General features: G+C 71.9%; 24 protein-coding genes, 1 tRNA gene and 1 pseudogene. 13 read left to right on the top strand and 13 right to left on the bottom strand.

Annotated elements, in window-relative coordinates; genetic code table 11:
- Together ACZ516_RS17705 and ACZ516_RS17700 are read right to left on the bottom strand one after the other, a co-directional pair.
- Positions 1 to 1,410 (bottom strand): annotated as a pseudogene (locus tag ACZ516_RS17705) (SUKH-4 family immunity protein); the annotation flags it as partial.
- Between the two features lie 7 nt (positions 1,411 to 1,417).
- A complete protein-coding gene (locus ACZ516_RS17700) occupies positions 1,418 to 2,413 on the bottom strand; it encodes an SMI1/KNR4 family protein (RefSeq protein WP_358579530.1) in 996 nt (331 codons plus the stop codon).
- A gap of 316 nt (positions 2,414 to 2,729) precedes the next feature.
- Between ACZ516_RS17700 and ACZ516_RS17695 the strand changes: the two genes are divergently transcribed.
- Together ACZ516_RS17695 and ACZ516_RS17690 are read left to right on the top strand one after the other, a co-directional pair.
- Positions 2,730 to 3,293, top strand: coding sequence for a YwqJ-related putative deaminase (locus ACZ516_RS17695; RefSeq protein ID WP_358579670.1), 564 nt, complete (start codon positions 2,730 to 2,732; stop codon positions 3,291 to 3,293).
- A 70-nt stretch (positions 3,294 to 3,363) separates the two neighbouring features.
- Positions 3,364 to 3,876, top strand: a complete 513-nt coding sequence (locus ACZ516_RS17690) for an SUKH-3 domain-containing protein (RefSeq protein WP_358579532.1) — start codon at positions 3,364 to 3,366, stop codon at positions 3,874 to 3,876.
- Positions 3,877 to 3,950: 74 nt separating this feature from the next.
- Here the strand turns inward: ACZ516_RS17690 and ACZ516_RS17685 are convergent, their stop codons facing one another.
- Complete coding sequence (locus tag ACZ516_RS17685; protein ID WP_361077721.1) at positions 3,951 to 5,273, bottom strand: sensor histidine kinase; 1,323 nt, start codon at positions 5,271 to 5,273, stop codon at positions 3,951 to 3,953.
- A 142-nt stretch (positions 5,274 to 5,415) separates the two neighbouring features.
- Between ACZ516_RS17685 and ACZ516_RS17680 the strand changes: the two genes are divergently transcribed.
- The 5 genes from ACZ516_RS17680 (at position 5,416) to pth (ending at position 9,593) form a co-directional block, all read left to right on the top strand.
- Positions 5,416 to 5,487 (top strand) — tRNA-Gln (locus tag ACZ516_RS17680).
- Between the two features lie 126 nt (positions 5,488 to 5,613).
- Positions 5,614 to 7,056 carry a bifunctional UDP-N-acetylglucosamine diphosphorylase/glucosamine-1-phosphate N-acetyltransferase GlmU gene (gene glmU, locus ACZ516_RS17675; protein WP_358579537.1) on the top strand — a complete coding sequence of 481 codons (1,443 nt, stop codon included), beginning with the start codon at positions 5,614 to 5,616 and terminating at the stop codon, positions 7,054 to 7,056.
- A gap of 116 nt (positions 7,057 to 7,172) precedes the next feature.
- Positions 7,173 to 8,147, top strand: coding sequence for a ribose-phosphate diphosphokinase (locus ACZ516_RS17670; RefSeq protein ID WP_127909859.1), 975 nt, complete (start codon positions 7,173 to 7,175; stop codon positions 8,145 to 8,147).
- 164 nt (positions 8,148 to 8,311) lie between these two features.
- Entirely contained in the window at positions 8,312 to 8,905 is a 594-nt protein-coding gene (locus ACZ516_RS17665) for a 50S ribosomal protein L25/general stress protein Ctc (RefSeq protein ID WP_358697380.1), read from the top strand.
- A gap of 91 nt (positions 8,906 to 8,996) precedes the next feature.
- Positions 8,997 to 9,593 (top strand): aminoacyl-tRNA hydrolase, encoded by a 597-nt coding sequence (pth, locus tag ACZ516_RS17660; RefSeq protein WP_358579542.1) that lies wholly within the window; start codon positions 8,997 to 8,999, stop codon positions 9,591 to 9,593.
- Positions 9,594 to 9,675: 82 nt separating this feature from the next.
- Here pth and ppc read toward each other — a convergent pair whose 3' ends face one another.
- Positions 9,676 to 12,420 carry a phosphoenolpyruvate carboxylase gene (ppc, locus tag ACZ516_RS17655; protein ID WP_469010942.1) on the bottom strand — a complete coding sequence of 915 codons (2,745 nt, stop codon included), beginning with the start codon at positions 12,418 to 12,420 and terminating at the stop codon, positions 9,676 to 9,678.
- A gap of 251 nt (positions 12,421 to 12,671) precedes the next feature.
- On the opposite strand from ppc, the gene ACZ516_RS17650 reads away from it, so the two are divergent.
- Together ACZ516_RS17650 and ACZ516_RS17645 are read left to right on the top strand one after the other, a co-directional pair.
- Positions 12,672 to 13,682 carry an acyl-CoA desaturase gene (locus tag ACZ516_RS17650; RefSeq protein ID WP_361077730.1) on the top strand — a complete coding sequence of 337 codons (1,011 nt, stop codon included), beginning with the start codon at positions 12,672 to 12,674 and terminating at the stop codon, positions 13,680 to 13,682.
- The gene (locus ACZ516_RS17645; protein WP_468751669.1) at positions 13,679 to 14,365 is read left to right on the top strand and encodes a TetR/AcrR family transcriptional regulator; all 687 of its coding nucleotides are present in this window, start codon (positions 13,679 to 13,681) and stop codon (positions 14,363 to 14,365) included. The genes ACZ516_RS17650 and ACZ516_RS17645 overlap by 4 nt, the downstream gene beginning before the upstream one ends.
- 28 nt (positions 14,366 to 14,393) lie before the next feature.
- Here ACZ516_RS17645 and ACZ516_RS17640 read toward each other — a convergent pair whose 3' ends face one another.
- Together ACZ516_RS17640 and ACZ516_RS17635 are read right to left on the bottom strand one after the other, a co-directional pair.
- Positions 14,394 to 15,014: a Uma2 family endonuclease gene (locus tag ACZ516_RS17640; protein WP_469010940.1), complete on the bottom strand. Its 621-nt coding sequence runs from the start codon at positions 15,012 to 15,014 to the stop codon at positions 14,394 to 14,396.
- Between the two features lie 164 nt (positions 15,015 to 15,178).
- On the bottom strand, positions 15,179 to 16,012 hold the full coding sequence (locus ACZ516_RS17635; protein WP_469010938.1) for a trans-aconitate 2-methyltransferase: 834 nt from the start codon (positions 16,010 to 16,012) through the stop codon (positions 15,179 to 15,181).
- A gap of 118 nt (positions 16,013 to 16,130) precedes the next feature.
- Between ACZ516_RS17635 and tamR the strand changes: the two genes are divergently transcribed.
- On the top strand, positions 16,131 to 16,628 hold the full coding sequence (gene tamR, locus ACZ516_RS17630) for a MarR family transcriptional regulator TamR (RefSeq protein WP_358579554.1): 498 nt from the start codon (positions 16,131 to 16,133) through the stop codon (positions 16,626 to 16,628).
- Here tamR and ACZ516_RS17625 read toward each other — a convergent pair.
- Positions 16,587 to 17,363 carry a response regulator transcription factor gene (locus ACZ516_RS17625; RefSeq protein WP_358579556.1) on the bottom strand — a complete coding sequence of 259 codons (777 nt, stop codon included), beginning with the start codon at positions 17,361 to 17,363 and terminating at the stop codon, positions 16,587 to 16,589. The two genes, tamR and ACZ516_RS17625, sit on opposite strands and share 42 nt — an antisense overlap.
- A 270-nt stretch (positions 17,364 to 17,633) precedes the next feature.
- On the opposite strand from ACZ516_RS17625, the gene ACZ516_RS17620 reads away from it, so the two are divergent.
- Positions 17,634 to 18,089 carry a GNAT family N-acetyltransferase gene (locus tag ACZ516_RS17620; RefSeq protein ID WP_358579558.1) on the top strand — a complete coding sequence of 152 codons (456 nt, stop codon included), beginning with the start codon at positions 17,634 to 17,636 and terminating at the stop codon, positions 18,087 to 18,089.
- Here the strand turns inward: ACZ516_RS17620 and ACZ516_RS17615 are convergent.
- The 4 genes from ACZ516_RS17615 to galT all read right to left on the bottom strand — a co-directional run bounded on the left by ACZ516_RS17615 (position 18,070) and on the right by galT (position 21,741).
- Positions 18,070 to 18,420 carry a DoxX family protein gene (locus ACZ516_RS17615; RefSeq protein WP_469010937.1) on the bottom strand — a complete coding sequence of 117 codons (351 nt, stop codon included), beginning with the start codon at positions 18,418 to 18,420 and terminating at the stop codon, positions 18,070 to 18,072. The genes ACZ516_RS17620 and ACZ516_RS17615 overlap by 20 nt on opposite strands.
- 121 nt (positions 18,421 to 18,541) lie before the next feature.
- Positions 18,542 to 19,696, bottom strand: coding sequence for a galactokinase (gene galK, locus ACZ516_RS17610; protein ID WP_469010935.1), 1,155 nt, complete (start codon positions 19,694 to 19,696; stop codon positions 18,542 to 18,544).
- Positions 19,697 to 19,699: 3 nt separating this feature from the next.
- The gene (gene galE, locus ACZ516_RS17605; protein ID WP_358696241.1) at positions 19,700 to 20,659 is read right to left on the bottom strand and encodes a UDP-glucose 4-epimerase GalE; all 960 of its coding nucleotides are present in this window, start codon (positions 20,657 to 20,659) and stop codon (positions 19,700 to 19,702) included.
- Positions 20,656 to 21,741 carry a galactose-1-phosphate uridylyltransferase gene (gene galT / locus ACZ516_RS17600; protein WP_469010933.1) on the bottom strand — a complete coding sequence of 362 codons (1,086 nt, stop codon included), beginning with the start codon at positions 21,739 to 21,741 and terminating at the stop codon, positions 20,656 to 20,658. Before galT ends, galE begins: the two co-directional genes overlap by 4 nt.
- 229 nt (positions 21,742 to 21,970) lie before the next feature.
- Here galT and ACZ516_RS17595 point away from each other — a divergent pair, with 229 nt between their 5' ends.
- Together ACZ516_RS17595 and ACZ516_RS17590 are read left to right on the top strand one after the other, a co-directional pair.
- Positions 21,971 to 23,656: a sodium:solute symporter family protein gene (locus tag ACZ516_RS17595; RefSeq protein ID WP_469010931.1), complete on the top strand. Its 1,686-nt coding sequence runs from the start codon at positions 21,971 to 21,973 to the stop codon at positions 23,654 to 23,656.
- A gap of 12 nt (positions 23,657 to 23,668) precedes the next feature.
- Positions 23,669 to 23,953: a hypothetical protein gene (locus ACZ516_RS17590; protein WP_358579572.1), complete on the top strand. Its 285-nt coding sequence runs from the start codon at positions 23,669 to 23,671 to the stop codon at positions 23,951 to 23,953.
- Positions 23,954 to 23,975: 22 nt separating this feature from the next.
- On the opposite strand, the gene ACZ516_RS17585 is transcribed toward ACZ516_RS17590, so the two are convergent.
- Both ACZ516_RS17585 and ACZ516_RS17580 read right to left on the bottom strand, forming a co-directional pair.
- Complete coding sequence (locus ACZ516_RS17585) at positions 23,976 to 24,716, bottom strand: helix-turn-helix transcriptional regulator (protein ID WP_361077756.1); 741 nt, start codon at positions 24,714 to 24,716, stop codon at positions 23,976 to 23,978.
- Between the two features lie 222 nt (positions 24,717 to 24,938).
- Entirely contained in the window at positions 24,939 to 26,816 is a 1,878-nt protein-coding gene (locus tag ACZ516_RS17580; protein WP_469010930.1) for an outer membrane protein assembly factor BamB family protein, read from the bottom strand.
- Between the last annotated feature and the right edge of the window lie 14 nt (positions 26,817 to 26,830).

Here is a 26,830-nt window from a genome sequence, read left to right as displayed (position 1 = left end):
CCCACCCGCGACGGGCCCCTGCGGATACCCGTACGCCGAAGCATCCGGCACCCCGGGTGGAGGAGGCGGAAGAGACGGCCCGGCGGACCCACCCGCACCCTGCGCCGCCGACGGACCCGGCCCACCTGCGACCGGCCCCTGCGGATACCCGTACGCGGAAGCATCCGGCACCCCGGGCGGAGGCGGGACGGACGGCCCGGCGGGCCCCTGCGCCCCACCCGCGCCCTGCGCCGCCGACGAACCCGGCCCACCCGCGACGGGCCCCTGCGGATACCCGTACGCCGAAGCATCCGGCACCCCGGGTGGAGGAGGCGGAAGAGACGGCCCGGCGGACCCACCCGCGCCCCGCGCCGCCGACGAACCCGGCCCACCCGCGACCGGGCCCTGCGGATACCCGTACGCCGAAGCGTCCGTCGGCTGCGGCGGCGCGTCGGTGTCGCCCGTGGCCGGGCCCTGGCTCTGGTCCCGGCCCTGCGGGTGTCCGTACGCGGACGCCTCCCCCGGGGACGAGGCGTCCAGCGCCGGGGCGATCGTCGTCGGCGGGAGGTGGCTGCCGCCGTGCATCAGGGCCGTCTTGGCGTCCGGTGCCACGCCCCGCGGCCTGGCCTCGTCCTCGTCCCCGGCGACCAGCGGCGGCGCGAACACCGTCGCGGGCGCCGGTACCGAGAAGTCGTCGCCGGAATCGGCGTTGGTGTCCGTACCGGCCCACGGGGTCGCCCCCATGGGCACGCCCGGCGACGTCACGGGCAGGTCGTCCTGGCGGGCCTTTTCGCCGTCCTCGTCCGGTGCGGCCGCCGCGGGCCACGGCGTGCCGCCCTCCGGCGCGGAAGAAGCGGCGGAGGCAGCGGCGGGCGCCGCCTCGGGAGCCGGGTGCCCGGCGTCGGCGGACAGGGAGACGCCGGACTCGACGTCACCCGGGTCGGAGTCGCCCGGCGCGGAGTCGGAGGCCGCGGAGTCGCCCGGCGGCACCTCCTCGGACCCGGAGTCCGCGGCCGACGCCCCCGTGTCCGAGCCGCCCGAGCGCCGGTCGGGGATGCCCATCTTGTCCGCCGCCTCCTGGAGCCACTCCGGCGGAGTCAGCAGGAACGACGTCTGATTGAGGTCGACCCGCGCCGGCGGCGGCGCGACCGCGTCCTGCGGTGCCACGTCCGGCAGGCCGTACTCCTCCTCGTACCTGCGGATCACCTCGCCCACGGGAAGCGCGGGCCACAGCGTGGCCTCGCCGCTGTCGCGGGCGATGACGAGCCGCTGGTCGCCGCCGTCGGACACCGGACCGTTCTCCCGGTCCTGCGCCCACACCACGAACCCGAGGTCGAACTCCCGGACCCGCACCTCCCGGTGCCGATGGGCCGGCACATCGCCGTTGATCCACTCTTCGGCGCGCTCCTGCGCCTGCGCGAAGGTCACCATCGCCTAGTCACTCCCCAGCCGAGGACACGGGAACGGCGCGCGCGAAGCCGCCGTCCACCATCAGGTTCGCCACGGTCTCCAGCTCCGGCGGATTGCCCGCGAGCCGTGACAGGAACGCGTCGAAGTCGTCGCCGCACGGCAGCAGCAGCCGCCGCACCCGCTCGGCGGGCGGCCACCCGGCCGCTTCCGAGACGTCCCGCGCGTCGTCGTACGCGCAAAACCACACGGAACCGACCCGGTCGCCCTTCACCTTGACGGCGAGCAGCCCGCCCTGCACGAAGCCGACCCCCAGGTAGTCCTTGGTGAGATGGTCGCGCAGGCACTTGTTGACGTACACCAGGTCGTTGACCGCGGCCACGTCCCGCACCGTGAAGAACGGCTGGTCCACCAGCAGTCCCAGCTCGGCGTCGAGCGCCGCGCCCACCGGCGCGCAGCCGCCCGCCGCCTTGAGGAAGGAGCGGTAGGCACCCGGCAGCCGAAGGCCGAGGTCCTCCTCCACGCCCTGCACCTGCTGTTCGCTCACCGCGACCGCCGCCTTGGGCAGGCCGAAGTGCGCGGGCCGCGTCTCCTGGAGCGGGCGCGTGCCCCGCTTGTCGTGGTCCACGGCCGTCGTCGCGATCCCGCCGTGGTGCCGCAGCAGCGCCTTCACCTCGACCGGGACCAGCTCCAGGCGACGGCCGCCCGGCACGTGGTGCCAGGTCCAGCCGTGCGGGGTCGCCACCGGGGGAATCGTGTCCCACAGCTCGTGGCCCTCCGCCGCGAGCGCCGCGTTCGCCGACACGTAGTCCGTCAGGCGCAGTTCGTCCACGCCGAAGCCCTCGGGGGGCTCCGCGATCTCGGCGGCGGCCCGGGCGTAGGGCGAGAAGTCCGGATGGCCCCGCTCGTCCACGCGCACCCCTCTGGGGTGGCGGGCGGCACGGACCGGGTCCGGGAAGTGCACGACCTGCCCGGCGTAGGCCGCGTTCGGCGGCGCGGACTGCTGCCCCAGCCGACCTGTCGTCATGGCGGTTGCCCCCTGCGGCACGGTGAAAAGTTCTGATTCTGCCGGTTTCGAGCCGTGGATCCTGGTTCCCTCGGCCCCTGGTACTGCGGATGTCGACACAGCCTATGCGCAAGGGCCGCACCGGTCACCGGGCCTCCGCTTCCATGACCAGCAGCCACCAGGCCGTCACCGTGCGACGAAACCGGGGGCGGGACAGGCGTGTCGCAGAGCCCCAGCTTCCGCACCACCCGCCCCATTTGACAGGCTGTCCCCCGCGGCGCGGGGGCGTGGCACACCCGCGGGGACGACCGCGAGCAAGGGGGAGGGGCACAGCATGATGCACACGGCACAGAGCGAGACGACCGGCCGCACGCCGGCCACGACCGGACAGGCCACGGCGGAGGCGGTGCCCGGCGCCGTCTTTGGCGACCCGCGCGTGGGCTGGAGCAGCACCGCCGCACACGCCCCGATCCTGCGCCAGCGCCGCGACGGCATCCTGCCGACGGTGGCCGCCGCGCTCTCCGTACGCGGCCAGACCACCCTCACCTGCACCCCGGGGCGCGGCGAGGAGCCGCCCGCGCTGCACCCGCTCGTCCAGGACTTCCTCGACACCCTCACCAGCGGTCAGCGCGAACGCTTCACCGGCCGCTGCGCGGAGACCATCCTCATCTCCCGGCATCTCACGGCGGCCGACGCGAGCCGCTCCAAGCGGGCCTCGCGCAGAGCCATGACCAACGGCGAGGCCCGCAAGGCCCTCAAGCACGCGAAGCTCACCACCCGCCGCATCCGCGAGGACGGCGACCCCCTGCACGGCTCCTTCGCCGAGCTGTGCCGGTCCTGTACCGCCCTCACCGCGCACTTCGGCGTACGCGTCGTGGACCCGACGACCGCCGACCACTGACCGCCGACCACCGACCGCCGCCCGTCCTTGCGCCCGCACCTCTGCCCGCCGCCGACCGAACAAGGGCCCCATGCACGCCGACCACACCGCCCCCGCCGCCCGCGCGGGCGCCGCCCCGCTGCCCGTCCCTGTCGACGCCGCCCTGCGCGCGGCCGGCTGGCGCCCCGGGCGCTGGGACATCAAGCAGGCCGAGATCTGGGCCGACGCGCTGCGCCGGCACACCTCGCCGGCCGGGCACCGGCACTCCGTCTTCCCGGCCGCCGTGGAGGCCTGGGCCGAGTTCGGCGGGCTGCACATCACCCCGCAGGGCCCCGGCCGGCAGATCGCGCCCGCCACCGTGCACCTCGACCCGATGTACGGCCTGCACCTGGCCCGCACCCTCGGCGACCTCGGCCGGGCCCTCGGCACCCAGGTGTGCCCCATCGGCGAGGAGACGGACACCCAGGCGCTGCTCGCCATCGACGCCCAGGGCCGGGTCTACAGCCTGGACCACAGCGGTGACTGGTTCCTCGGCGCCCGCGTCGACCAGGCGCTCGCCACGCTCGTCACCGGCGTCCGGCCGACCCGGCTGACGGCGAGCTGACCGGCGTACGCGCGTGGCCAGGCCGGTACGCGCGCGACGAGGCCAGTACGCGCGCCAGGCCGGCACGCGCGAGGTCAGCCGGCCGGGACGGCGGCGGGCAGGACCGCCGAGACGCGGAAGCCGCCGCCGTCCGTCGGGCCCGACACGAAGACGCCGCCGAGTCCCGTGACCCGCTCCTCCATGCCCACCAGGCCGTTGCCGCCGCTGGGCAGTCGCGCGTCCGCCGAACCGGCCTTCGGCGGCGGCTCGTTCTCCACCTGCATCGCGATCTCCGCCCCGCGGTGCGCGAGCCGTACGTACGTCTTCGCGCCCGCCGCGTGCTTGTGCACGTTCGTCAGCGCCTCCTGGACCACGCGGTAGGCGGTCTGCTCCACGTCGGCGGCGTAGTCCCGCGGCTCCCCCTCCACCGTCAGGTCCACCGCCATGCCGGCGGCCCGCGACTGGCCCACCAGCTCCTCCAGCTCCGCGAGGCAGGGCCCGTCCTCGTCCACCGCGCGCGAGGCGGCCACGGCCGCCGCGTACCCCACGGCGGCCAGCGGCACCGGCTCCACCGGCCGCGCGCCCCTCGTCCCGTCGCCGGTGCGCAGCACGCCGAGCATCTCCCGCAGCTCGGTCAGCGCCTGGCGGCCCATGTCGCCGACCAGCGCCGCGTTCTTCACGGCCTTCTCCGGGTCCTTGCGCGCCACCGCCTGCAACGCCGCCGCGTGCACCACCATCAGGCTCACCCGGTGCGCCACCACGTCGTGCATCTCGCGGGCGATCCGCGTGCGCTCCTCGCCCCGCGCCCACTCCGCGCGCTCCTCCGCGCGCTCGGCGAGCAGCTGGAGTTCGCGCTCCAGGTCGTCCGCGCGCTCCCGCAGGCTCTCCATCAGCCGCCGCCGCGCCCCCACGTACAGCCCGAGCAGCACCGGCGGCGCCGTCACGCCGATCGCCGCGGCGACGGCGAAGAAGGGCACGAACTCGCTGCCTATGGGCGGGTGCGCGCCCTCCTCCGCCAGGTCCCGGCTCGCCCGCACCAGCGCGACGATGAGCGTCCCCGCCATCGACATGCCCGCGAGCGCGCCGGTGACGCGGCGCGGCAGCTCCGAGGCCGCCAGCGTGTAGAGGCCGACGATCGTCAGCAGGAAGCCCATCTGGGCGGGCGTGATGGCGATGGAGACGAGCACCACGGCGACCGGCCAGCGCCGCCGGAACAGCAGCGACGCCCCCGCGAGGGAGCCGAAGCAGATCCCCACCGCCGTCGGCAGGCCCGCGTCCCGGGCGAAGGCCACCCCCTCCGCGCCGCACTCCGCCGCGGACACCACCGCGAGCCCCACGTCCAACGCGGCCCCGCGCCGCCTCTCCCACCACCACGGCCCGGTCATGGCCGCGGTGTGGTCGTCCCCCGTCATGGTCATGTGTCTCAGCGTACGGGCGTTCCTCCCCGGTTTTCCGGTGAGTTTCCGGTGCCCCCTGGCGTCGCACGCGAGGCCCTCGGTGCGGCATAGTGTTGGGTGCCGATCCGGCGGACCGGGCAGATGTCCGGTCCAGACGGATTGTTCCCCCGTGGTGTAATTGGCAGCACTGTGGCTTTTGGTGCCATCTGTCCGGGTTCGAGTCCTGGCGGGGGAGCCGCACCGTACGGGTCCCGACCTCCGAGGTCGGGACCCGCCGCCGTTTCCACCCCCCTACGCCCCGGTATCCTGCGGATGTCCACCCCACAGAGGCACCAGCCATCCGAAGCCGAAGGGCATCCCCGTGAGCGCAACCCGCCCGGCCGTCATCGTCCTCGCAGCGGGTGAGGGCACCCGTATGAAGTCGGACCTCCCGAAGGTCCTGCACGAGATCTGCGGCCGGTCCCTCATCGGGCACGTGCTCCACGCCGCCTCCGCGCTCTCCCCCGAGCGGCTCGTCACCGTCGTCGGCTTCCAGAGCGAGCAGGTCCGCGAGCACCTCGGCGCCGTCGCGCCGCAGGTCCGCACCGCTTACCAGGCCGAGCAGAACGGCACCGGCCACGCCGTGCGCATCGGCCTGGAGGAGCTGGGCGCGGTCGAGGGCACCGTCGTCGTCGTCTGCGGCGACACGCCGCTGCTCACCGGCGCCACGCTCCAGCAGCTCGCCGCCACCCACACCGCCGACGGCAACGCCGTGACGGTGCTGACCGCCGAGGTGCCGGACGCGACCGGCTACGGCCGCATCGTGCGCGACGGCGAGAGCGGCGCGGTCACCGCGATCGTCGAGCACAAGGACGCCACCGAGGCGCAGCGCGCGATCCGCGAGATCAACTCCGGGGTGTTCGCCTTCGACGGCCGGCTGCTGGCCGAGGCGCTCGGCAAGCTGCGCACGGACAACAGCCAGGGCGAGGAGTACCTGACGGACGTGCTGGGCATCCTGCGCGAGGCCGGCCACCGCGTGGGCGCCTCCGTCGCCGGGGACCACGAGGAGATCGCGGGCATCAACAACCGCGTCCAACTGGCGCAGGCCCGCAAGACGTTGAACGACCGGCTGCTGACGGCGGCCATGCTCGACGGGGTGACCGTCGTCGACCCCGCCGCCACCTGGATCGACGCCACGGTGACCTTCGAGCGGGACGCGGTGCTCCACCCGGGCACGCAGCTGCATGGCGCCACGCACGTGGCCAAGGGCGCCGAGGTGGGCCCCAACACCCGGCTGCGGGACACGACGGTGGGCCCCGGGGCGCGCGTCGACAACAGCGTGGCCGACCGCGCGGAGATCGGGGAGCGCGCGAGCGTCGGCCCGTTCGCGTATCTGCGCCCGGGAACCCGGCTTGGGACCGGTTCCAAGGCGGGTACGTATGTGGAGATGAAGAACGCCACGATCGGCGCCGGTTCGAAGGTGCCGCACCTGTCGTACGTGGGCGACGCGACGATCGGCGAGTTCTCCAACATCGGCGCGGCGAGCGTCTTCGTGAACTACGACGGCGAGGCGAAGCACCACACGACGGTGGGCTCCCACTGCCGCACCGGCTCGGACAACATGTTTGTGGCTCCTGTCACGGTGGGGGACGGCGCCTACACCGCCGCCGGCTCCGTGATCACCAAGGACGTGCCGGCGGGTTCGCTGGCCGTCGCCCGGGGCCAGCAGCGGAATATCGAGGGTTGGGTGGCCCGGAAGCGTCCGGGGAGCGCGGCCGCGAAGGCGGCCGAGGCGGCTTCCCGGGAGGCGGACGGCGCAAGCTGACCGGAAACAGGTGCGTCTGACACGGCGTACCGTGATAGGTGCACACATTCGGCCGACTCGACGCACCGGGACGCGTGAGTACGGCAGCGGGAAGAACTCTCTGAGGAGACAGTGCTGTGACCGGGATCAAGACGACCGGCGAGAAGAAGTTGATGCTCTTCTCCGGCCGCGCCCACCCCGAGTTGGCCGAGGAGGTCGCACACAAGCTGGGTGTCGGCATCGTGCCGACGAAGGCCTTCGATTTCGCCAACGGCGAGATCTACGTCCGCTACCAGGAGTCGGCGCGTGGCGCCGACTGCTTCTTGATCCAGAGCCACACCGCTCCGATCAACAAGTGGATCATGGAGCAGCTCATCATGATCGACGCGCTGAAGCGCGCGTCGGCCCGCTCCATCACCGTCATCGTGCCGTTCTACGGTTACGCGCGCCAGGACAAGAAGCACCGCGGCCGTGAACCCATCTCGGCGCGGCTGATCGCCGACCTGATGAAGACGGCGGGCGCCGACCGCATCCTCACGGTCGACCTGCACACCGACCAGATCCAGGGCTTCTTCGACGGCCCGGTGGACCATCTGTTCGCGCTGCCGATCCTCGCGGACTACGTGGGCGCGAAGGTGGACCGCTCCAAGCTCACGGTCGTCTCGCCGGACGCCGGCCGCGTGCGCGTCGCCGACCGCTGGTGCGACCGGCTCGGCGCGCCGCTGGCGATCGTCCACAAGCGCCGCGACAAGGACGTCGCCAACCAGGTGACCGTGCACGAGGTCGTCGGTGAGGTGCAGGGCCGCGTGTGCGTCCTGGTCGACGACATGATCGACACGGGCGGCACGATCTGCGCCGCCGCCGACGCGCTGTTCGCGCACGGCGCGGAGGACGTCATCGTCACGGCGACGCACGGCGTGCTGTCCGGCCCGGCCGCGGACCGCCTGAAGAACTCGAAGGTGAGCGAGTTCGTCTTCACGGACACGCTGCCGACGCCGGGCGAGCTGGAGCTGGACAAGATCACGGTCCTCTCGATCGCGCCGACCATCGCCAACGCGGTGCGCGAGGTCTTCGAGGACGGCTCGGTGACGAGCCTCTTCGAGGAGCAGTAAAGATCCTTTTGGGTGTGGCCTCCCGGCCGAGTAGACTGCTGAAGTTGCTCGGCGAGGGAGGCCACACTTTTGTGTGTGGCGGTCCGTTATCGACGCGCTCTTCGTAGCAGGCCAGTCGTATGGCCGGGTAACCCCATCCGACACCTGTTGTACGAGGAGTGCACATGTCCGAGGTCAAGATCTCCGCCGAGACCCGCAACGAGTTCGGCAAGGGCGCCTCGCGCCGCATCCGCCGCGAGAACAAGGTTCCCGGCGTGCTCTACGGCCACGGTGCCGACCCGGTCCACCTGACCCTGCCGGGCCACGAGCTGCTGCTCGCCCTGCGCACCCCGAACGTCCTGCTCTCCCTGAACGTGGACGGCAAGACCCAGCTGGCCATCCCGAAGGCCGTGCAGCGCGACGCCCTCCGTCAGGGCATCCTGAAGCACGTCGACCTGCTGCTCGTGCGCAGCGGCGAGAAGGTCACGGTCGAGATCCCGGTCCACACCGAGGGCGAGCTGGCCCCGGGCAGCAACCTCCTGGAGCACGTGCTCAGCACGCTGCCGGTCGAGGCCGAGGCCACGCACATCCCCACCGAGGTCACCGTCTCCATCGCGGGCCTGGAGGCCGGCGCGTCCATCCTCGCCAAGGACATCCCGCTGCCGTCGGGCTCCAAGCTGGCCATCGACGAGGACGCGGTCGTCCTCCAGGTCCTGGCCGCGCAGGCCGAGGAGGCCCCGGCCGAGTCCGCCGAGGGCGACGCGTCCGCCGAGGCCTGATCCTCGCGACGCACATTCGGCACGGCAGCCGCCGCTCCCTCGGGGGCGGCGGCTGCCCGCGTATGAACCCGCGTATGAAGGAGACACGCACGTGACGACCGACGCCAACGCGCCCTGGCTGATCGCGGGCCTCGGCAATCCGGGCCCCGAGTACGCCATGAACCGGCACAACGTGGGCTTCATGGTGGCCGACCTGCTCGCGCGGCGCATGGGCGCGAAGTTCAAGCGGGCCGCCAAGGCGCAGGCCCAGGTGGTCGAGGGCCGGATCGGGGCGCCGGGTCCGGCGGGCCGCCGGGTGATCCTGGTCAAGCCCATGTCGTACATGAACGTGTCGGGTGGCCCCGTCACGGCGCTGCGCGACTTCTACAAGGTGCCCACCGAGCACATCGTCGCGGTCCACGACGAGCTGGACATCGACTACGGCACGCTGCGGCTGAAGCTGGGCGGCGGCGACAACGGCCACAACGGCCTGAAGTCGATGACGAAGGCGATGGGCCCCGACTACCACCGGGTGCGGTTCGGCATCGGCCGCCCGCCGGGCCGGATGCAGGTGGCGGACTTCGTCCTGAAGGACTTCTCCTCGACGGAACGCAAGGAACTCGACTACCTGGTGGACCGGGCGGCGGACGCGGCGGAGGCCCTGATCCTGGAGGGCCTGGAGCGGGCCCAGAGCACGTACAACTCCTAGCACGCGAAGGGGGCGCCCCGTCAGGAGCGCCCCCTCAGGGGCGCGGGGAACTGCGCGACCAGCCCCCACGCGCCCGCACGAGTCAGCCGGTGTTCCGCAGCCCGGCCGCGACACCGTTGACGGTGAGAAGCAGCGCCCGTCCGAGCAACGGGTCGGGCTCCTGGCCCGCCTCCGCCGCGTCCCGCTGCCGCTTGAGCAGGGCGACCTGGAGATACGAGATCGGGTCGAGATAGGCGTCGCGGATCGCGAAGGTCTGCTGGAGCGCCGGCTGGGAGTCGAGCAGCTCCTTGCCGCCGGTGATCCGCAGGACTTCACGGACGGTCAGCTCGTGCTCCTCCTCGATCGTCGCGAAGACGTGCTTCAACTCGTCCGGGACGAGCGTGTCGACGTAGTGCCGGGCGATCCGCAGATCCGTCTTGGCCAGCGTCATCTCGACGTTGGAGAGGAAGTTGCGGAAGAAGTGCCAGTGCTCGTGCATCTCGTCGAGCACGGTGTCCAGGCCCGCCTCCCGCAGCGCCTTCAGCCCGGAACCGACGCCGAACCAGCCGGGCACGATCTGCCGCGACTGGGTCCAGCCGAAGACCCACGGGATGGCGCGCAGACCGTCGAGCGAGACGCCCGAGCCGGGGCGGCGCGAGGGCCGCGAGCCCAGGTGCAGGTCGGCGAGCTGGTCGACCGGCGTCGACGCGAGGAAGTACGTCGGCAGGTCGGGGTCCTCGACGAGGCGCCGGTAGGCGGAGTGCGCGGCGTCGGAGACGATGTCCATCGCGGCGTCCCAGCGGGCGAGGGCCTCGTCGGACTGGCGCGGGGCGGTGTGCAGGGCGGACGCCTGGAGCGTGGCCGCGACGGTCAGTTCGAGGTTCTCGCGGGCCAGTGACGGCACGAGGTACTTGTCGGAGATGACCTCGCCCTGCTCGGTCACCTTGATCTCGCCCTCCAGGGTGCCCCAGGGCTGGGCGAGGATCGCGTCGTGCGAGGGGCCGCCGCCGCGGCCGACGGTGCCGCCGCGGCCGTGGAAGAGGCGCAGGCGCACGCCGTAGCGGTGGGCGACGTCGCGCAGCCGGCGCTGGGCGCGGTGGATCTCCCACTGGGAGGTGGTGATGCCGCCGAACTTGGAGGAGTCGGAGTAGCCGAGCATGACCTCCTGCACGTCGCCGCGGAGCGCCACCAGCCGCCGGTAGGACGGGTCGGCGAGCATCTCGTCCAGGATGACGTCGGCGGCGCGCAGCTCGTCGGTGGTCTCCAGGAGCGGCACGATGCCGATCTTGGCCCAGCCGGCGTGCAGGTCGATCAGGCCGGCCTCGCGGGCGAGGACGGCGGCGGCGAACACGTCGTCGGCGCCCTGGCACATGGAGATGATGTACGACTCGACGACCTCGGGCCCGAAGACCTCCAGGGCCTTCTTGACGGTGAGGAAGACACCGAGGGTCTTCTCGCCGGCGGCGTCCAGCGGCGCCGGGGACGGCGCGAGCGGGCGGCGCGAGCGCAGCTCCTTGGCGAGCAGCTTCTGGCGGTACTCGCGCGGCATGTCCGCGTACCGCCAGGACTCCTCGCCGAGGCGGTCGAAGAGCTGGCCGAGCGCGTGGTGGTGGGCGTCGGCGTGCTCGCGTACGTCCATGGTGGCGAGCTGGAGGCCGAAGGCGGCCAGGGTGCGGATGGTGCGGTTCATCCGGCCGTCGGCGAACAGGGCGCCCTTGTGCTCGCGCAGGGAGGTCTGGATGAGCGTGAGGTCTTCCAGCAGCTCGCTCGTGCCGAGGTAGTCGCGGCCGGGAACGTGCGCGGTGCCCTTGGCCAGGCGCTGCTTGGTGTTCTCCAGCTTCTGCCGGATGCAGGTCGCCTTGAGCCGGTAGGGCTCCTCGGCGTTGAGCCGCTTGTAGCGGGGGCTGATCTCGGGCAGCCGCTCCAGGTCGCCCTGGAGGGAGGCCTTCAGCTCGTCGGTGGCTCCGGTGTAGCGGATGGAGTTCGACAGGAAGCCGCGCAGCTCGTCGATCATGTCGAGCGCGTCGTTGATGCCGTGCTCGTGCTGGAGGATCAGGACGTCCCAGGTGACGGCGGGCGTCACATTGGGGTTGCCGTCGCGGTCGCCGCCGATCCAGGTCCCGAAGCTGAGGGGGCGGGTGCCCTCGGGCAGCTGGACGCCGACGCGCTCCAGCTCGGCGGTGAGGTCCTCCAGGACGTCACCGACGGCGCCGGCGTGCAGCTCGTCGAGGTAGTAGATGGCGTTGCGGGCCTCGTCGGCGGGCTCCGGGCGCACCACGCGCAGCTCGTCGGTCTGCCAGACGAGGTCGATGTTCTCGGCCAGTCGGGTGTCGTGGCGGCGCCGGTCGGAGTCGATGACCGGAGTCTCCAGGAGCTCGGCGACGCGGCGGAGCTTGTTGAGCACCGAGCGGCGCGCGGCCTCGGTGGGGTGCGCGGTGAAGACGGGCCGCACGTTCAGGTTCTGCACGGTCTGGCGCAGGTGCTCGGGGTCGGCGTCCTTCAGGCGGTCCGCGGTGCGGGCGAGCAGCCCGCCCTGGGCGGCGCGCCGGGCGCGCAGCTCGCGGCCGCGGTGGACCTGCTCGGTGACGTTCGCGAGGTGGAAGTAGGTGGAGAAGGCGCGGACCAGCTTCGCCGCGGTCTCCAGCTCGGTGCCGCCCAGCAGCTTGGCGGCGGCCTCGCCGTCCTCGCGCGTGAGGTGGCGGACCTTCTCGACCAGTTCGAGGAGTTCGGGGCCCTCCTGGCGTACGAGGGTCTCGCCCAGCAGGTCGCCCAGGCGGCGGATGTCGGCGCGCAGCTCGGTGCTGGCTGTACGGGTGGCCTGGCGGCCCTGGTCGTCGGCACTGCTCACAGGTGCGGCTCCTTGCAGTGAAAGCACGTCTGGGGTCCCGGTCAAGGATTCGGGGGAGGTTCAGAGCGGACCGCGCTGTCCGACCGGTTCCAAGGATAGATGTCGCCGCGCGGCGGGGAAGTTTCGGCCACTTGCCGAGACGCCCCGCACTGCCATACTTACGTCGCCGTAGGTTACGGAACCGTAGGAAGCGGTACCCGTACCCGTGGACACTCTCCGACCCAGACCCTCGACCCCCAGGGGACCTGCCCATGACCACAGCTTCCGATGCGCCCGCCGAGACCGATGTGATCGACGACGCTTCCGCGTCCGGCGCCCCGGCCTCCGCCGCGCCGCTTCCCCCCGCCACGCTGGGCGGTGAGCAGAAGCGGTCCGTCGAACAGGTCAGTCTGCTCCTGTTCATCGTCTTCCCCTTCCTCGCCCTGCTCGCGGCGGTGCCGCTGGCCTGGGGGTGGGGAGTGAGCTGGCTGGATCTCGGCCTGCTCGTCTTCATGTACTACCTCGGGTGCCACGGCATCACCATCGGCTTCCACCGCTACTTCACGCACGGCTCCTTCAAGGCGAAGCGCCCGCTGCGGATCGCGCTCGCGGTCGCCGGTTCGATGGCCGTGGAAGGGCCGCTCGTCCGCTGGGTGGCCGACCACCGCAAGCACCACAAGTTCTCCGACGCCGAGGGCGACCCGCACTCGCCCTGGCGGTTCGGTGAGACGGTCCCGGCCCTGATGAAGGGCCTGTGGTGGGCCCACATCGGATGGATGTTCGACGAGGAGCGGACGTCGCAGGAGAAGTACGCGCCGGATCTGCTCAGGGACCCGGCGATCCGCCGCATCTCCCGGATGTTCCTGTTCTGGACGGTCGTCTCGCTCGCGATCCCGCCGGTGGTCGGCGGTCTGGTGACGATGTCCTGGTGGGGCGCCTTCACGGCGTTCTTCTGGGGTTCGCTGGTGCGCGTCGCCCTGCTGCACCACGTCACCTGGTCGATCAACTCCATCTGCCACGCGGTCGGCAAGCGCCCCTTCAAGTCCCGGGACCGCTCCGGCAACGTGTGGTGGCTCGCGGTGCTGTCCTGCGGCGAGTCCTGGCACAACCTCCACCACGCCGACCCGACGTCCGCGCGGCACGGTGTGATGAAGGGCCAGCTCGACTCCTCCGCGCGGATCATCCGCTGGTGCGAGCAGCTCGGCTGGGCGTCCGACGTGCGCTGGCCCTCCAAGTCCCGCATCGACGCCCGCCGACAGTCACCGGGCGCTGACGCGGCATGATGGACGACGTGGCGACCGATTCCAGTAATTCCAGCCCTGCCGGCAAAGAGAAGCAGCCCCGGCGCACCCGCCGGACCCGGATGACGGGTGCCGAGCGCCGGGAGCAGTTGCTGGACATCGGCCGCACGCTGTTCGCCTCGAAGGGATTCGAGGGCACGTCGGTGGAGGAGATCGCGGCGAAGGCCGGGGTCTCCAAGCCGGTGGTGTACGAGCACTTCGGCGGCAAGGAGGGGCTGTACGCGGTGGTCGTGGACCGCGAGATGCGCCAGCTCCTGGACATGGTGACGAGCGCGCTCACCGCCGGGCACCCCCGCGAACTCCTCGAACAGGCCGCCTTCGCCCTCCTCGACTACATCGAGACGTACACGGACGGCTTCCGCATCCTGGTCCGCGACTCCCCCGTCGCCCAGTCCACGGGCACCTTCGCCTCGCTCATCTCCGACATCGCCACACAGGTCGAGGACATCCTGGGCCAGGAGTTCAAGGGCCGCGGCTTCGACCACAAACTGGCGCCGCTGTACGCGCAGGCGCTGGTCGGCATGGTGGCGCTGACGGGCCAGTGGTGGCTGGACGTCCGCAAACCGAAGAAGGCCGAGGTGGCGGCGCACCTGGTCAACCTCGCCTGGCACGGCCTGGACGGCCTGGAACCGAAGCCGCGCCTGATAGGCCACCGCAAGAGCTGACGGCCCCCGGGAACGGGGGGGCGCGCGGTCAGCTGCGCGTGATGTCCTCGCCGATGACGAACCCCTTGGCGGGACCGCTCGGGATGGCCGCGTCGGTGCCGTAGGGCACCCGGTGCTCGTCCTCGTAGGACGCCTTCTTCGGGTTGGGCGAACTCAGCACGAGGACGGCGCCGTCCTCGTCGAAGTCGTCGACGATCACGTAGACGGGGATGCCCGCGCGGGCGTACTCGCGGCGCTTGCGGACCCGGTCCCGTTCGATGTTGCGGCGGCCGGGCGAGACGACCTCGACGACCAGGGCGACTCCGGCGGCGTCGACGCCGAGGTCTTCTTCGTCGGGGATCTCATCGAGGTCCTCGGGGGCCACGAAGAGATCGGGAATCCAGACCTTGCTCCGGTGGATGAGGTTGCCGTCCTGATAAGGCGCGAGACTGCTGCCGTCCATATGGCCCTCAAGGGCCCGGCGCAGGCGGTTGATCAGCACCGTATGACGACGGCGACCGGTAGGCGACACCTCGATGGCTCCCTCGATGATCTCGGCGCGGTAGCCCTCGGGGAGATCCATGGCCTTCCACGCCTGCCACAGGACCTCGTCCAAGTCGGATACCGGGTTGTCCACCACGGGAGTCACCTCATGTGCGAGAGCGGTCATCGTGCAGCACCTCCTCCATCAGTGTGGGCGCGGGCGCCACTGCGGCACAAGCGACACCGCGACGCTATGGCGCATGGCGCGCTGTCACCCGTAAAGCCCTGGGCCTTCACCCAAAAGTGCCAGGTCAGGCCAGAGGTTGCCGCTTGCCGCGAGGGTCGTGAGCGTCAGGCGTCCCCCCTGCGCGCCACCGCGAACACCCGTCGGAAGGGGAAGACGGTGCCGTGGTCCCCGGCGGGGTATGCCTCTCGCAGGAGCGCCCCGTACTCCGCGAGGAACGTCTCCCGCGCCTCGGCGTCGTCCCCGAGCGCGGTGAGGACGGGGACGAGGCCCGTGCCCTTGACCCAGTCCAGGACGGGGTCCGTGCCCTTCAGGACGTGCAGGTACGTCGTCTCCCAGGCGTCGACCTCGCAGCCGAGCCCCGTGAGCCGCTCCAGGTAGGCCGCGGGCGTCAGGACGGCGTCCGCGTGCCGCAGCCGGCCGCTGAGGCGCTTCCGCCAGCTCCCGGACTCGGCCAGCTCCCGCATCAGGACGTGGCTCGGGGCGTCGAAGTTGCCGGGCACCTGGAAGGCGAACGTGCCGCCGGGGGTGAGCGCGGCGATCCAGGCGGGGAAGGAGTCCGGGTGGCCCGGCACCCACTGGAGGGTGGCGTTGGACAGGATCAGGTCGTACGTCCCCGGGGCCGGGGCCCATTGCGCCGCGTCGGCGGCGGCGAAGTCCAGGCGTCCGCCGCCGTCCGTGGGTCCCGCGAACCGCTCGGCCTCGGCCAGCATCTGCGGGGAGTTGTCCAGGCCGGTGAGGTGCGCGTCGGGCCACCGCCGCGCGAGCAGCCGGGTGAGGGTGCCGGGCCCGCAGCCGAGATCGGCCACGCGGGGCGGGCGGCCCCCGGCGGGCAGCTCGGGCACGCGCTCCAGCAGGTCGAGGAAGGGCCGGGCCCGATGGTCGCCGTGGCGCAGGTACTGGCGCGGATCCCAGGTGGCGGCGGGTGTGGCGGCCGGCATGGCGGACCTCCTCCAAAGGCGGGGACGTACGGGTGCACGCCCTTCCCTCATCATCCTCACCCTTGAGAATCTTGACGTCAAGAGACTTCACGTCGACAGACCCCCTACACTGATCGTCATGGAGGACGAGGTCGATCGGCTGGTCGCGGCGTGGCGCAGAGAGCGCCCGGACCTCGACGTGGAACCACTTGAGGTGCTCAGCCGCGTGAGCAGGCTGGCGCGGCACCTCGACCGGGCCCGCCGGCTGGCCTTCGCCGAGCACAATCTGGAGCCGTGGGAGTTCGACGTCCTGACGTCGCTGCGGCGCGCGGGCGCGCCCTACCAGCTCTCCCCCGGCCAGCTCCTGACGCAGACCCTGGTGACGTCCGGCACGATGACCAACCGCATCGACCGCCTCGCGAAGAAGGGCCTCGTCGAGCGGCTGCCCGACCCGAGCGACCGGCGCGGGGTGCTCGTGCGGCTCACCGCCGAGGGCAGGGACCGCGCGGACCAGGCCCTGGCCGGCCTGCTGGCGCAGGAGCGGGCGATCCTCGCGGAGCTGTCCCGCGCCCAGCGGGGCGAACTGGCGGGACTGCTACGCCAGTTGACCGCCCCGTTCGACAACATCCCCGGCTAGGTCGACCGGCCCGACGCCCGCGCGCCGGGCGAGCGCGACGGCCGCGAGCGTGGAGTGCACGCCGAGCTTTCCCAGCACGTTCTGCATGTGGGTGCGCACGGTGTGCGGGGAGAGGAAGAGGCGCTCGGCGACGGCCTTCCTGCCCAGGCCCGCCACCATGCAGCGCAGCACCTCGCGCTCGCGCGGGGTCAGCGACTCCACCAGGCGCTCGGACTCGGTGCGGTGCTTGCGGGCGGCGGTCAGCTCGCGCAGGACGCCGGTGAGCAGGGCGGGCGGCAGATGCGTCTCGTCCCGCAGCACGCCCCGGATGACCGTCAGGAGCCGGGAGAGCGAACAGTCCTTGGCGACCCAGCCGCAGGCGCCCGCCTGCAGCGCGAGGGCGGCGCGGCGCGGATCGTCCTTCTCGGCGAGCACCACGGTCCGCACGGCGGGCTGGCCGGACCGGACGCCCGCGACCAGGGAGATCCCGTCGACGAGCCCCTCGGCGTTGCCGTCCTGGACGGGGACCGCCGGTCTGGCGCCCTGGAGGGCGCTCGCGGTGGCCCCGAGGTCGGCGTCGACGAGCAGCACGTCGTACCGCCGGCCTTCGGCGACCGCCCGCTCCAGGCAGCGCAGCGCGGCGGGTCCGCTCCCGGCGGCGGACACCTCCACGTCGGCCTCGGCCGCCAGCGCGGCGGCCAGCGACTCGGCGAAAATGCGATGGTCGTCCACGACCAGCACTCGGATGCGAACCACGAAAACCCCCTTCCCCGCGCTCCCGCAAGGAGCAGGGGATACCCCCGTCGAATACGTCGGGAAACGATCGGAGCGGGTACGGCGCCCGGAACAGGGGTCGGCGCAGTGGCACGGCCGCCGCCGCGCGGTCACCGCCTCCCCCATGCCGGGCGTCGCACCCGACTGTCACGCCCCCTGATCGGCGCCGGCCCCCACCGGCACTGTCCTTCAGAGTAGGGCCGCACGCCTGGAGCGGAAGGTGATTTGCAGAACTGATTGCCCGGCGCGTTTATGGTGAGCCGTATGTTTCGTATGGAGACAGGAGTCGACAAAGAGCGGCTTGCTCTGCTTCGTTCGCGGCTCGCCGCGACGAACACGGCGGCGTCCCCGGCGATCCGCGCCCTGCGCGGCACGGTCGACGACGAGGAAGTCCCCCTGGCTCTGTGGGCGTTGGACGCGTCGGGCGGCCTCGCGGCCGGTCTGGCCGCGTACACCTGGGCCCGCTGGCTCCACGTCGACCTCCTGTGGGTCGACGACCGCCACCGCGGGGCGGGCCTCGGCTCCCGGCTGCTCGCCGAGGCGGAGCGCGTGGCCCACCAGGAGCGGGGCTGCCTCAACTCCCGCGTGGAGACCTGGGACTTCCAGGCACCGGGCTTCTACCGCAACCAGGGGTACGACCTGGTGTGCGTGATCCCCGACTACCCCGAGGGCGTCAAGGAGTTCACCCTCACCAAGCGGCTGGGGTGAGCACCAGGGCGCCGACGACCGGCGCCGCGTAGATCAGGGGGAAGGGGATGTGCGCGTACCAACGGGCCCGCACCACGGCGATCACGGCCCCGGCGAAGTACAGCACCAGGCCGATCGCGGCGGCGACCCCGATGAACGGCACGAACAGGCCGACCACCAGGCCCGCGGCGCCCGCGGCCTTGGCGGTGCCGAGCCAGGGCAGCCACGCCATGGGGATGCCGTAGTCGGCCATGGGGCCGACGACCCACTTCGAGCGCAGGAAGACCGAGGAGGCCGAGAAACCGGTCGTCGCGGCGGCCAGCAGGGTGATGACGACGTGTGCGGTGGACATCGAAGGGGCTCCTCGTCGGGCAGTCGCCGGTGCGCCCTCGCGCCCCGGCCGGGGTCGTTCACTGCCATGACGAACCGCTTCGCGAAAGTGTGACCGCGCGGCGGGACCTGTTCGCGGCCGCCTACTTCTCCCGGCGCGCCCCCGCCGACGCGACCGCCGGGAAGACGCGCGGCGCCGTGCGGCCGGCCGCGGTGAAGGCCGTGCGGATCGCCTCGGTCACCGCGTCGGTGTCGGCGCTCTCCACCAGGACGATCGCGGAGCCGCCGAAGCCGCCGCCGGTCATCCGGGCGCCGTGCGCGCCCGCCGTGTTCGCGGTGCTCACCACCAGGTCCAGCTCCGGGCAGGAGATGCGCAGGTCGTCGCGGAGCGAGGCGTGTCCTTCGGTGAGGACGGGGCCGATCGCGCGGACGTCACCGGCGTCCAGGAGGCCGATGACCCGCTCGACGCGGTGGTTGTCGCGGACGACGTGGCGGACGTAGCGGCGGACCTTCTCGTCCGTGATCCGCTCCAGGGCGGCGGGCAGGTCCTCGTACGCGATGTCGCGCAGGTGGCCGACGCCGAGGGCGGCGGCGCCCGCCTCGCACCCGGCGCGGCGCTCCGCGTAGGCGCCGTCGCCGAGGGCGTGCTTGACGCGGGTGTCCACGACGAGCAGCCGCAGCCCCTCGGCCGCGAGGTCGAAGGGGACCTGGCGCAGGGTCAGGTCGCGGCAGTCCAAGTGCAGGGCGTGGCCCTCGGCGCCGCACGCCGAGGCCATCTGGTCCATGACACCGCAGGGCACGCCGACGAAGGCGTTCTCGGCGCGCTGGGCGAGGACGGCCAGTTCGGGCCGGGTGAGCCCGAGCCCGAACAGTTCGTCGAGGGCGAGCGCGGTGACGACCTCCAGGGCGGCCGACGAGGAGAGGCCGGCGCCGGTCGGGACCGTGGAGGCCAGGTGCAGGTCCGCGCCCGTGACGGCGTGCCCGGCCTCCCGCAGGGCCCAGACGACCCCGGCGGGGTAGGCGGCCCAGCCTCCGTCGGACAGCGGGGTCAGCTCGTCGACGCGCAGTTCGGCGAGCGGGGCGTCGATGTCCGCGGAGTGCAGCCGCAGGACGCCGTCGGTGCGCGGGGAGACGGCGGCGACGGCGGTGTGCGGGAGGGCGAGCGGCAGCACGAATCCCTCGTTGAAGTCCGTGTACTCGCCGATGAGGTTGACGCGGCCGGGGGCCGACCAGACGCCGTCCGGCGCGTACCCGTACAACTTCTCGAACTGCGCGCCGACTTCGGCTGCCGTGGTCATGAATTACCCCTTTCGCCGGGCGAACGCCCAGGCGTCGGCGACGATGCCCGCGAGGTCCGGGCGGGACGGGTGCCAGCCGAGCTTCTCGCGCGCGGTGGCGGCGGAGGCGACGAGCACCGCCGGGTCGCCGTCGCGGCGCGGGGCCATCACCTCGGGGATGGGGTGCCCGGTGACCTGGCGGACGGTCTCGATGACCTGGCGCACGGAGAAGCCGTTGCCGTTGCCGAGGTTGCAGATCAGGTGCTCGCCGGGGGTGGCGGCCCCGAGGGCGAGGAGGTGGGCCTCGGCGAGGTCGGCGACGTGGATGTAGTCGCGTACGCAGGTGCCGTCGTCGGTGGGGTAGTCGTCGCCGTAGACGCTGATCGCCTCGCGCCTGCCCTGGGCGACCTGGAGGACCAGCGGGATGAGGTGCGACTCGGGGTCGTGGCGCTCGCCGTACTGCCCGTAGGCGCCCGCGACGTTGAAGTAGCGCAGCGAGACGGCGGCCAGCCCGTGGGCGGTGGCCTCGCCGGTGATCATGTGGTCGACGGCGAGCTTCGAGGCGCCGTAGGGCGAGGTGGGGGCGGTCGGGTCGCTCTCCGTGATGGGGGTGCTCACCGGTTCGCCGTAGGTCGCGGCGGTGGAGGAGAAGACGAGCCTGCGCACGTCCGCGTCGCGCATGGCGGCGAGCAGGGCCATGGTGCCGCCGACGTTGTTGTCCCAGTACTTCTCGGGCTTGGCGACGGACTCGCCGACCTGCGAGAAGGCGGCGAAGTGCAGGACGGCGTCGAAGGAGGGGTCCAGCCATTTGGCGGCGTCGCGGATGTCGCCCTCGATGAAGGCGGCGCCCGCCGGGACGCCCTCGCGGAAGCCGGTCGAGAGGTTGTCGAGGACGCTCACCTCGTGGCCGGCCTCGATCAGGTGCTGGGCCACCACGCTTCCGACATAGCCCGCTCCGCCGGTGACCAGGTACTTACCGCTCATGAAGTCGCTACCTCTCGCAGTCGCTCGGCCGCGGTTTCCGGCGGCACGTCGTTGATGAACACGCTCATGCCGGATTCGGAACCCGCGAGGAACTTCAGCTTGCCCGAAGTGCGGCGGATCGTGAAAAGTTCGAGGTGGAGGGCGAAGTCGTCCCGGTTGATGCCGTCATGTCCCGCCAGGCCGGTGAAGGGCGCCTGGTGCCAGGCCGAGATGTACGGGGTGGGCGGCTGCCCCTCGCCTTCTTTCCCGCCGCCGGGACCCTCGAAGATCCGGTCGAAGCGGCGCAGCAGTTCCAGATAGATCCGCGGGAACTCCGCGCGCGCCTCCTCGCCGAGCGCGAGCAGGTCGGGCACCCGGCGCCTGGGGTAGAGGTGCACCTCGTAGGGCCAGTGCGCGGCGTACGGCACGAACGCCACCCAGTGCTCGCCCGCCAGGACCACCCGCTCGCCCGCGCTCTCCTCGGCGAGGACGTCGTCGAAGAGGTTGCGGCCGCCGGACGCCTCCTTGAAGGCGGCGAGCGAGCGCAGCATCAGATCGGTGCGGGGCGTGACGAAGGGATAGGCGTAGATCTGGCCGTGCGGGTGGCCGAGGGTCACGCCGATCTCGGCGCCGCGGTTCTCGAAGCAGAACACCTGCGCCACGGAGGGCAGCTGGGACAGTTCGGCGGTCCGGTCGACCCAGGCCTCCAGGACGAGGGCGGCCTGCTCGGTCGTGAGGTCGGCGAAGGACGCGTCGTGGTCGGAGGTGAAGCAGACCACCTCGCAGCGGCCCGCGTCGCCCGCGAGCGAGGGGAAGCGGTTCTCGAAGACCGCCACGTCGTAGGAGGAGTCGGGGATCTCGCTGAGCCGGTCCCCGGCGCTGGGGCACAGGGGGCACTCGTCGGCCGGCGGGTGGTAGGTGCGGCCCTGGCGGTGGGAGGCGATGGCCACCGCGTCGCCCAGCAGGCGGTCCGCGCGGACCTCCGACGTGGTGGAGACGGGCCCGAGCGGGCGCCGGTCGACGGCCTCGCGGACCGTGCCGTCGCGCACGTCGTAGTAGATGAGCTCACGACCGTCGGCGAGACGGGTCGAGGTCTTCTTCACGTCCGGGGCTCCTCACCACCACCTACCCAACAGAACCGAACATAAAAAACCACAAGGCAACAGCTACGTCAATGCCGGTCACCCCCTGTGCACGCCCCGTGCCCCCGTGCGGCACCGAAAAGCGTTGTCGATCACAATCAAACAAAGAACACCAACAGAACTGTTCAGTTATCGAGGCAAGGGGCGTAGGTTCCGTCTGATCCGTTCGCGCAACGAAGCGAGTTCACCCATGCAGTCCCCCACACAAACCCTGGCCGAGGGACTTCGGCTGCCCACCAACGGCCTCGACTACGCGATCCTCGCGATCTACTTCGCCGTGGTCCTCGGCATCGGCTTCGCCGCCCGGCGCTCCGTGAAGACCAGCCTCGACTTCTTCCTCTCGGGCCGCTCCCTGCCCGCCTGGGTCACCGGTCTCGCCTTCGTCGCCGCGAACCTCGGTGCCACGGAGATCCTCGGCATGGCCGCCACCGGCGCCCAGTACGGCGTCGCCGTCGTCCACTGGTACTGGATCGGCGCCATCCCGGCCATGGTCTTCCTCGGCCTGGTCATGATGCCGTTCTACTACCGCAGCAAGGTCCGCTCCGTCCCGGAGTTCCTGCTCCAGCGCTTCGACAGGTCGGCGCACCTGCTCAGCTCGGCGCTCTTCGCCTTCGCGGCGATACTCATCGCGGGCGTCAACCTCTACGCCCTGTCGATCGTCGTCGAGGCGCTGCTGGGCTGGCCGCAGTGGGTGGCGATCGTCGTCGCCGGCCTGTTCGTGCTCGCGTACATCACCATCGGCGGCCTCTCCTCGGCGATCTACAACGAGGTGCTCCAGTTCTTCGTGATCCTCGCCGCGCTCATCCCGATCTGCGTCATCGGCCTGAAGAAGGTCGGCGGCTGGGACGGCCTGAGCGGCTCCATCGAGAAGCAGCACGGCGGCGACTTCCTCACCGCCTGGGGCGGCACCGGCATCGGCGACGCCAACCCGCTCGGCGCCAACTGGCTGACCATCATCCTCGGCCTCGGCTTCGTGCTCTCCTTCGGCTACTGGACGACCAACTTCGCCGAGGTGCAGCGCGCCCTGTCCGCGAAGAACCTCTCCGCCGCCCAGCGCACCCCGCTGATCGCCGCCTTCCCGAAGATCTTCATCGTCTTCCTGGTGATGATCCCGGGCCTGATCGCCGCCGTCCTGGTCCCGAAGATCGGCACGCCGGGCTCCGACCTGACGTACAACGACGCGATCCCGTACCTGATGCAGGAACTGCTGCCCAACGGCGTCCTCGGCATCGCGGTCACCGGTCTGCTCGCCGCGTTCATGGCGGGCATGGCGGCGAACGTCTCCTCCTTCAACACCGTCTTCACCTACGACATCTGGGCGAAGTACGTGATCAAGGGCCGCGAGGACGGCTACTACCTGAAGTTCGGCCGGCTCATCACGGCCATCGGGGTGCTCGCCTCGATCGGCACGGCGTTCATCGCCTCCTCGTTCTCCAACATCATGGGCTACCTCCAGACCCTCTTCTCCTTCTTCAACGTCCCGATGTTCGTCGTCTTCATCATCGGCATGTTCTGGAAGCGGGCCTCGATGAAGTCCGGCGTGTGGGGGCTGGTCGCGGGCACCACCGCCGCGATGGTCAACTACTTCTGGATCTACAAGCAGGGCGTCGTCGACATCCCGACCGACCAGGGCGCCAACTTCGTCTCGGCCATCGTCGGCTTCGTCGCCGGCGCGCTCGTCATGGTCGTCGTCACCCTGTTCACCGCGCCCAGGCCGGAGGCCGAACTGGCCGGTCTGGTCTACGGAACGGCCTCCCCGGGCCTGGAGGACGAGGGCGTTGAGGCCGGTGACGACGCCTGGTACCGCAAGCCGGCGCTGCTCGGCTGGGGCGCCGTCGTCCTCGCCACCGCCTGCTACCTGCCGTACTCGCTCTAAGGACCACACACCATGTCAGAGCTGCACAACGAAGTCTCCGACCTCGAGCGCAAGTCCGCGACAGCCGCCCGCCTCTTCGACATCCGGCGCATCATCGGCGGCCTGTTCGTCGTCTACGGGATCATCGTGACGATCGCCGGGATCACCGCGTCCGACGCCGACCTGGAGAAGGCCGAGCACATCAACATCAACCTGTGGACGGGCCTCGGCATGCTCGCCCTCGGGCTCTTCTTCCTCGGCTGGCTGTGGCTGCGCCCCCTGGCGGCGCCCGCCGGGACACCGGCCGACGACGCGTAACCGCCGCCCGAGGGGCCCGGGTTCACCGCGGTGGCCCGGGCCCCAGCCGCGTGACCGTGCCCTCGGCGCTCTCGGCGCTCTCCGTGTGCGCCGAGGCGGGGCGCTCGGCGCGGTCCAGCAGGCCCGTGCGCGCCGCGAGCGCGGCGGCCTCCAGACGCGAGCCGACCCCCAGCTTCATCAGCACCCGCTGCACATGGGTGCGCGCCGTGCTCGGCGCTATCCCCATCCCCGCCGCGATCAGCCGGGTGTCCTCGCCGTCCGCCACCCGCACCAGCACCTCGACCTCGCGGGGCGTGAGCATCTGCAGCAGGCGCTGCCCCTCGTCGTCGGGCTGCGCGGCCGGGTTCAGCAGCTCGCCGAAGGCCCCTTGCAGCAGCTGCGGCGCGACGGCGGCCTCCCCGGCGCGCGCCTTCATGATGGCGCGCTCCACTCCTTCGATGCGCTCGTCGTGGCGTACGTAACCGGAGGCGCCGGCGGCGAAGGCGGCCGCGATCCCGCGCGGACTGGGCACCGGTCCGAGCACCAGGACCGCCACCTGCGGGCGCTCCCGCTTGATCTTGACCACGGGATCGAACATGCCCGGCTCCGCGGGCGTGGCCGTGCCGAGGAGACAGACCTCCGGCGCCCTGCTGATGACCAGCTCGGCCGCGCCCGCCGGGGGCGCGGCGGCGGCGAGCACCCGGTGCCCGCGCAATTTCAGCGCCGAGGCGAGCGCCTCGGCGAGCAGCCGGTGATCGTCGACCACCATGAGCCGCACACCCATAGAAACCCCCCAGTTCCCGCAGGCCCCCCGGCCTTTCATGCCCCGGAAGCTACACGCTTGTTCGACGTTGCGCGCCCCCTACCCGCCAGATGCGGCCCGGAATGCCGAAAGCCGTGCCCTTGGGGGGCGAGGGGGAGTACGGGGCGGCGCGACGACGACGGCGGCCGCCCCCTCGTGCGTCGAGGAGACGGCCGCCGTGCGGTCGCGCGGGTGCGCCGGGGACTACTTCGCGACGAAGCCGAGCGCGACGTACTGCTTCTCGCCCTTGGTGTAGGGCCTGCTCAGCAGCTTCTTGCCGATGAACAGGCGGCCTTCGGCGTACAGCAGTTCGTTCGACTTGGGGACCATGCCGCTGATCGCGTCGGTGACCGCCTCGGAGGAGGGGGTCTCCAGGAGCTTGGTCTCCTTCATGGTCTTGCCGTCGAGCGAGACGACCTGGGCGCCCTTCTGGTAGCCGTGCGCCTTGTACGCGAGGACGTTGCCGCCGTCCATGCGGATCGGGAAGATCTCGCCGTTGTCGCCGGCGACGGCGCGGTCACTGGTGGGCTTCCCGGTGGCCAGCGAGAAGGAGACGATCTCGTTGGTGCGGTTGTAGCTCTCGCCGCTGCCGTCGTGCTGGCGGGTCGGGACGTACAGCCGGTCGTTGCCGACGGTGATCGACGTGCAGTCGTTGACCACGTTGACGCCGCAGTCGTGGTCGTACTTGCCCTCCTCCAGCGAGATCTTCGCCCGCAGCTTGCCGTTGCCGCCGAGGGAGAAGACGTCGGTGGCGCCGCTCGCCGTGATCTCGGTGGTGTCCTGGCCGAAGACGACCGGGTTCGTCGAGATGATCTTGGCGTTGTCGATGCCGTCGGCCAGCGGGTACGTCCACTTGGCGTTGCCGGTCTTCGCGTCCAGGAGCTGGATCTTCAGCTTCTCGTCGCCGTACGTGCCGCACTTGCGGACCGCGACCAGCTGGTCGCCGCCGGCGTAGCCGACGTCCTCGCACTTGCCGACCTTCGGCTTCCACAGGGACTTGCCGCTCACGTCCCAGGCGGCGCCGCCGTTGCTGGTGCCCGCGCCGGCGGCGATCGTGGTGCCGGAGATGGTGACCTCCTTGAAGGTCGCCTTCATGCCGCCGGTCTCGACGGTCTCCGTCCAGAGCTTCTTGCCGGACTTCAGGTCGACCGCGGAGACGTTGGTGCAGCTCTGGTAGTCACCCTTCTTGTTCCGCTTGGCCTCCTCGGTGACGACCGCGGCGATGCCGTCCTCGGTCATCTCCTTCGACATGGCACAGGTCTGGCCGGAGAGCGGGATCGACCACTTCTCCTTGCCGGTGTCCGGGTCGTAGCCGTTCAGCTCGTTGACGCCCGCCTTGACGTAGGTGTCGTCGGTCAGCAGCGAGCCGGGGGCCTGCCAGATCTGGTCCTTGGGGACCTCCGGCTGGGGCAGCTGCAGGGCGACCTTGGCGGTGGGGTCGGCCGGGGCCTTCTCCTTGGCCGGGCCGCCCTGCGGGACGTCGGTGCCGCCCTTGCCGCCCTTGCCCTTCTTGCCGCCCTTGCCGTCGGACTCCTGCGCGGTGTTCTTGGAGTCGTCGTCCTTGCCCGCGGCGTACAGCACGCCGCCGCCGACGATCAGCGCGATCGCGACGACCGCCGCGACGATGATCGCCATCTGCCCGCTGAACTTCTTGCCGCCGCCGGGACCGGAGCCGCCGGGCTGCGGCTGCATCGGCATGGTGGGCGGCTGCTGGTAGCCCTGCTGGTACTGCTGGTACGCGGCCTGCTGGTACTGCGGCTGGGCGGGCTGGGTCGGGTAGCCGTAACCCTGCGGTGCCTGAGGTGACTGCGGCGCCTGCGGGTAGCCGTAGGTGGGCCCGCCGGCCGGGGGTGCCTGCGGCGGCGGTCCGGCGGGCGCCGGGGGCGCGGCGGGCGGCGGCGCCTGGGGGGCCGGCGGCTGCTGCGGGTAGCCGTACGAGGGCTCCGGGGCCTTGCCGAAGCCGACGGGCGGAGGGTCCTGCGGGGCTCCGAAACCACCGGCCGGCGGTTCCTGGGGCGGGCCGAAGCCGCCCTGCGGGGGCTCGTTCGGCGGCTGCTGCGGGGGCTGGGGCGGCTGGGTCATGACGTGGTGTATTC

It is taken from the genome of Streptomyces sp. NPDC034037, from assembly GCF_055575715.1.
The sequence above is the reverse complement of the archived record's forward strand: the minus strand, read 5'-3'. Positions and strand labels throughout refer to the sequence as shown.

Excerpts from the sequence above, each read along its gene's own strand:
- ACZ516_RS17590 (WP_358579572.1), top strand. The coding sequence starts at position 23,669 with ATGTCAGAGCTGCACAACGAAGTCTCCGACCTCGAGCGCAAGTCCGCG.
- ACZ516_RS17620 (WP_358579558.1), top strand. The coding sequence starts at position 17,634 with ATGGTGAGCCGTATGTTTCGTATGGAGACAGGAGTCGACAAAGAGCGG.
- ACZ516_RS17690 (WP_358579532.1), top strand. The coding sequence starts at position 3,364 with ATGCACGCCGACCACACCGCCCCCGCCGCCCGCGCGGGCGCCGCCCCG.
- ACZ516_RS17585 (WP_361077756.1), bottom strand. The coding sequence starts at position 24,716 with ATGGGTGTGCGGCTCATGGTGGTCGACGATCACCGGCTGCTCGCCGAG.
- ACZ516_RS17595 (WP_469010931.1), top strand. The coding sequence starts at position 21,971 with ATGCAGTCCCCCACACAAACCCTGGCCGAGGGACTTCGGCTGCCCACC.
- ACZ516_RS17580 (WP_469010930.1), bottom strand. The coding sequence starts at position 26,816 with ATGACCCAGCCGCCCCAGCCCCCGCAGCAGCCGCCGAACGAGCCCCCG.
- ACZ516_RS17695 (WP_358579670.1), top strand. The coding sequence starts at position 2,730 with ATGCACACGGCACAGAGCGAGACGACCGGCCGCACGCCGGCCACGACC.
- ACZ516_RS17640 (WP_469010940.1), bottom strand. The coding sequence starts at position 15,014 with ATGACCGCTCTCGCACATGAGGTGACTCCCGTGGTGGACAACCCGGTA.
- ACZ516_RS17645 (WP_468751669.1), top strand. The coding sequence starts at position 13,679 with ATGATGGACGACGTGGCGACCGATTCCAGTAATTCCAGCCCTGCCGGC.
- ACZ516_RS17615 (WP_469010937.1), bottom strand. The coding sequence starts at position 18,420 with ATGTCCACCGCACACGTCGTCATCACCCTGCTGGCCGCCGCGACGACC.
- galE (WP_358696241.1), bottom strand. The coding sequence starts at position 20,659 with ATGAGCGGTAAGTACCTGGTCACCGGCGGAGCGGGCTATGTCGGAAGC.
- ACZ516_RS17665 (WP_358697380.1), top strand. The coding sequence starts at position 8,312 with ATGTCCGAGGTCAAGATCTCCGCCGAGACCCGCAACGAGTTCGGCAAG.
- ACZ516_RS17650 (WP_361077730.1), top strand. The coding sequence starts at position 12,672 with ATGACCACAGCTTCCGATGCGCCCGCCGAGACCGATGTGATCGACGAC.
- ACZ516_RS17685 (WP_361077721.1), bottom strand. The coding sequence starts at position 5,273 with ATGACCATGACGGGGGACGACCACACCGCGGCCATGACCGGGCCGTGG.
- galK (WP_469010935.1), bottom strand. The coding sequence starts at position 19,696 with ATGACCACGGCAGCCGAAGTCGGCGCGCAGTTCGAGAAGTTGTACGGG.
- ACZ516_RS17700 (WP_358579530.1), bottom strand. The coding sequence starts at position 2,413 with ATGACGACAGGTCGGCTGGGGCAGCAGTCCGCGCCGCCGAACGCGGCC.
- tamR (WP_358579554.1), top strand. The coding sequence starts at position 16,131 with ATGGAGGACGAGGTCGATCGGCTGGTCGCGGCGTGGCGCAGAGAGCGC.
- ACZ516_RS17635 (WP_469010938.1), bottom strand. The coding sequence starts at position 16,012 with ATGCCGGCCGCCACACCCGCCGCCACCTGGGATCCGCGCCAGTACCTG.